The sequence below is a fragment of the Pseudomonas sp. HMWF006 genome (genome assembly GCF_003061205.1).
Classification (GTDB): domain Bacteria; phylum Pseudomonadota; class Gammaproteobacteria; order Pseudomonadales; family Pseudomonadaceae; genus Aquipseudomonas; species Aquipseudomonas monsensis.
In genome coordinates this window covers 1-4,418 of record NZ_QAIU01000069.1, presented here as the reverse complement: position 1 = coordinate 4,418, position 4,418 = coordinate 1, and the positions used below count along the sequence as shown (strand labels likewise).

The window sequence follows — 4,418 nt, the reverse complement described above, 5'->3', positions numbered from 1 at the left end:
CCGGGGCGCGCAATTCGGTGTAGCCCAGATTCAATTGCGCCAGATCCCGCTCGGCGCGGGCTTGCTGGAGGGCGGCGCGGGCCTGCTGTTTTTGCGTGTCGATCACCGCGAGCTGGCGTTGCGCGGCGAGCAGTTCAGCCTGCGCACGGGCACTCAAGGCTTGCGCGGTCTTGAAGGTGGCGTCGGCGCGTTGGGCGCTTTCCACCGACACGGCATTGGTTGTCACCAGACGTTTGTAGCGTGCGTTGTCATCCCGCGAGCGAGCGGTCTCGGCGCCGGCGGCGTCGATGCCGGCACGGGCCTGGCCGATCACCGCCTGTTGCAGTTGCTCGGTGGCGTCGAGGTTGGCCAGCAGGGCTTCTTCGGCGGCAACGGCGCCTTCAGCCTTGGCGAGATTGGCGCGGTAATCGCGAGCGTCGAGGCGAATCAGTACGTCGCCGGCCTTCACCGGCTGATTGTCGCTGACCAACACTTCTTCGATATAGCCGGCGATTTTTGGCCCGATCACCGTGACGTCGCCACCGATATAGGCATCGTCGGTTTCTTCGAGAAAACGTCCGGCGCCCCACCAGTGCATGGCGTAAATACCGGCGAAAATCAGCGCGAGCAATCCTGCGCCCGGAAGCAAAACGCGTTTGAGCAGGGGCGGCTTGGTCTTTACCACAACAGGTTCGAGGGTGGGCATGCTAGTCATGGCGGATTACCTGCGTAAGCGGATCGTTATTGCGGCTGTAATATGATGCAGATAATATTTGGTGGCAAATTATTTCTGGTGCCAATCGTCAGTTGTTCACTTGAGCCAGTGGCCCGGTGTACTGCCGGTCATGGTTTTGAAGAAGGCGATGAAAGCGCTATCGCTGGCAAAACCCGATTCGAACGCGCAGTAACTCAGGCTGCGCCCGGTGGCGAGCAATTCCATCGCGCGCATCAAGCGCCACTGCTGGCGCCATTGCTGATAACTCATGCCGGTTTCGCGCTGGAAGATTCGCCCGATGGTGCGGCTGCTGGCGCCGACCTGCTGCTCCAGCACTTGCAACTCCGGAGGCAGACGTTCAGGCGTTTTCAACAGTGGTGCCAGGCGCTTGTCCTGAGGTAACGGCAGCAGCATCGGTTGCTGCGCCGCTTCAGCGATTTCGCTCAGACACAGGCCGAGCAGGTGGGAGAGTTTGCCCTGCTGCCAATCGCTGGCGAAATCCGCCAGCGCCATCGGTTCCAGCACCGCACGCAACAACGGGCTGACTTCAATCACGCAGACCTGCTGCGGCAGTGCAGCGCACAGTTCGGGGATCAAGTAGATCGAGCGGTAGTCGACGCTCTGTTGCATCACCGCGCGATGGCTGACACCCGGTGGAATCCACGCCGCCCGCGACGGCGGTAGCAGGCACAGTTGCTGCGCCAGGGTAATTCGCGTGCAGCCTTGTCGCGTGTACAGCAGCTGCCCGCGTTGATGGCGGTGCAAACCGGAGTCGTGATCGCCCAGGGTCGAAGCAATACCGATCACCGGTGCCTGATAGCGATCTGCGTCAAACGTTGCGTGGGCATCGAGCCAGGCCATGGATTGTCCGATTTCAGTGATTAGTTGGCAGGGTCTGGATAATACGCCACTGCGCAATTCTTAAACTCCTCGGCGGTTTATGCGAGGAGTGATGAAGAATGAACAACAGACATTTCCTGTGGCTGGCGATTGCGTTGCTGATGTTTCCGCAGATCGCGCAAACCCTGTACAGCCCGGCGCTCGGTGATATCGGGCGGGTATTTGACGTTGGCCCGCAAGCCGCCGCGCAGACGTTGTCGGTGCATTTCCTCGCGTTTGCCGTCGGGGTGGTGGTGTGGGGGCGTTTGTGCGATCGCATCGGTCGACGCCCGACGATGCTCGCGGGCCTGGCAATCTTTGCAATTGCCACGCTTTTAGGCCTGCGGGTCAGCAGTTTCAACGGTTTGTTACTGGCGCAGATGTTGGCGGCCTTCGGTGCGGCGGTGGGGTCGGTGGTCACGCAGACCGTGTTGCGCGACCGCTTCAAAGGCGCCGAACTGGCGCAGGTGTTTTCCCTGGTGGGTATCGCGCTGGCGGCCAGCCCGGCGCTTGGCTTGTTCAGTGGCGCCAGCCTGGTGCAGGCCTTTGGGTATCGCGGTGTGCTCGCCGCGTTGCTGTTGCTGGCCACGTTGTTGTGGTTATGGAGTTGCTACACCTTGGTGGAAACCCGGCCAGCGCCGACTGGCCATGTTGCTCTGTTCAAAACGCTTGGGCGCATGTTGCTTGACGCGGGTATCTGGCGCTCGGCGCTGTGGATCGCCTCATTCAACGTGGCGCTGCTCAGCTATTACAGCCTCGCTCCGTTCATGTTTCAGCGGTTGGGTGTGGACGCCAGTGTGTTCGGTTACAGCGGTGTGATCCTCGCACTGGGCTCAGGTTTTGGAGCATGGCTGAACCGGCGCTTATTGACGGTCGGGTTCAAGGCATTGCAGTTGATTCGCCTCGCGGCTGGCATCGCCTTGCTCGGTGGTCTTGGCGTGTGGTCGCTGCAGGGCAGTGTCGCGTTCGTGCTGCCGATGCTGCTGGTGGTGTTGGCGTTTGGCCTGGCGATCCCGAACATTCTCGGTTCGGCCCTGGCCGATTACGCTGATCGGTTGGGCACCGCCGGGGCGTTGTTGGGCTTGATGTATTACCTGCTGATCGGCGCGGGGCTGATGCTCGCTGGCTGGTTTCAAGCCCTCGGGGAAACCCTGATAGCCAGTAGCGCCGTGGCTTTGCTGCTGACAATAAAGCCAGGCAAAGCAATTGTTTAAGAAATGTAAGCGCTGTAGGAAGCGTCTTGCTTTTGTGTGGAATGGCTCCGACTATCACGATCATTGATGACATGGCATTACGCCATTTGATGATCGCAAGGAAGTTGCGTGCCGTTTCCGTTTTGCGCTGTTTTTCGTCGTTGTTCCACGCTTTGCCCGCTGCTGTCGGCCTTTGTGTTGAGTGTGTGTGCCTCCTCGATTGAAGCTGCCGAACCTGTCGCGCCGGGCCAGGAAGTGCTGCGCCAGCAGCAGCAACAGCAACGCGATCTGCAACAACTGCAACTGGAACAGCGCCGCCGTCAGCTGGAGCGCGGTGCTTTCGGTCCGGCACCCACGACCCCGGTCGTAGCGCAAACCGTCGAGCCGGATGAACAGTGCTGGCCGTTGAGCGGCACGCGCATCGGCGGCGTCACGCTGATCGACAGTGACAAACTCAACGTGCGGATCAAACCGTTGCTCGCGCCGTGCATGGGCGTCAGGCAGATCAACCATCTGCTGGCGACCATCACGGCGATTTACGTCGAGAAGGGCTACATCGCCAGTCGCCCTTATCTGCTCAGCGCGCCGGCGGCGGGGCAGTCGCTGGACATCAGGGTCGACGAGGGCTACATCGAGTCCATCGAGCTGGCCGATCAGCGTTTGCCGCTGTCCCTCGGCGGTGCGTTCCCCGGCATGCTCGGCGAGCCGCTGAACCTGCGCGATCTGGAGCAAGGCCTCGATCAACTCAATCGCCTGCGCTCGGTCGATCTGACCGCCGATATCGCCCCCGGCAGCCAGCCCGGCGCTTCGCGGATCATCCTGCGTTCGCGCACTGCCGGGCAGTCGCGCTGGGCCTTGAATGCGGGCATCGACAACCTCGGCAGCGCCAGCACCGGACGTGATCGCGACAGCGTCAGCCTGAGCTTCGACAGTCCGCTGCAACTCAACGACTTGTTGAGCCTTAGCGCCAGCGACACGTTGAATCAGGGCGACCGCTATAACCGCAACGCCAGTCTGTATTACGCGATCCCTTACGGCTACTGGACCTACAGTGTGTTCGCCAGCCATGCCGAATACCGCGCGCCATTCAAACTGCCGAGCGTGACCTTCCACAGCACCGGCATCACCGACCAGATCAGCCTGCGCGCCGACCGCGTGTTGTGGCGCGATCAGAGCCGCCAGCTCAGCGCCAACCTGCAACTGGCGCACAAGGATGTCGATAGCTATCTGCAAGACGTGCGGCTCGGCATTCAGAGTCCGACCCTGACCGTGGCCGAGGCCGGACTCAATCTGTTCTGGCTTGACCGTGCGGTGTGGAACCTCGACGTCAATTACGCGCAGGGCCTGCGCTGGCTCGGTGCCGATGACGACGCGCAGCAACCGATCAACAACCTGCCCAAGGCACAGTTTCGCAAGTACCGCGCCGGCCTCAGTCAGTGGCGTAACGGTCAACTCGGCGAGCAGGCGTGGCAGTGGCAGAGCCAGCTCAACGTGCAGTACAGCCCCGATCCGTTGCCGGCGATCGAACAACTGCTCGGCACCGACGATTCGGCGGTGCGCGGCTATCGGGTCAGCAGCGCTTCGGGCGCCAGCGGCGCAATCTGGCGCAACACCCTGCGCCTGCCGCTGCGCAGCGCATGGCCGGTGCAGAT

The 4,418-nt window shown here is 61.7% G+C and carries 4 protein-coding genes; 2 read left to right on the top strand and 2 right to left on the bottom strand.

Going from position 1 to position 4,418, the window contains the following annotated elements:
- Both DBR24_RS02610 and DBR24_RS02605 read right to left on the bottom strand, forming a co-directional pair.
- A partial coding sequence (locus tag DBR24_RS02610) for an HlyD family secretion protein (protein ID WP_146188938.1) occupies positions 1-694 on the bottom strand: 694 nt, incomplete at its 3' end.
- Positions 695-790: 96 nt separating this feature from the next.
- Entirely contained in the window at positions 791-1,555 is a 765-nt protein-coding gene (locus tag DBR24_RS02605; RefSeq protein ID WP_123462164.1) for a helix-turn-helix transcriptional regulator, read from the bottom strand.
- Between the two features lie 98 nt (positions 1,556-1,653).
- Here DBR24_RS02605 and DBR24_RS02600 point away from each other — a divergent pair, with 98 nt between their 5' ends.
- Positions 1,654-2,787 (top strand): MFS transporter, encoded by a 1,134-nt coding sequence (locus DBR24_RS02600; protein WP_128613816.1) that lies wholly within the window; start codon positions 1,654-1,656, stop codon positions 2,785-2,787.
- Positions 2,788-2,895: 108 nt separating this feature from the next.
- On the top strand, positions 2,896-4,418 hold a 1,523-nt coding region (locus tag DBR24_RS02595; protein ID WP_146188937.1), incomplete at its 3' end, for a ShlB/FhaC/HecB family hemolysin secretion/activation protein.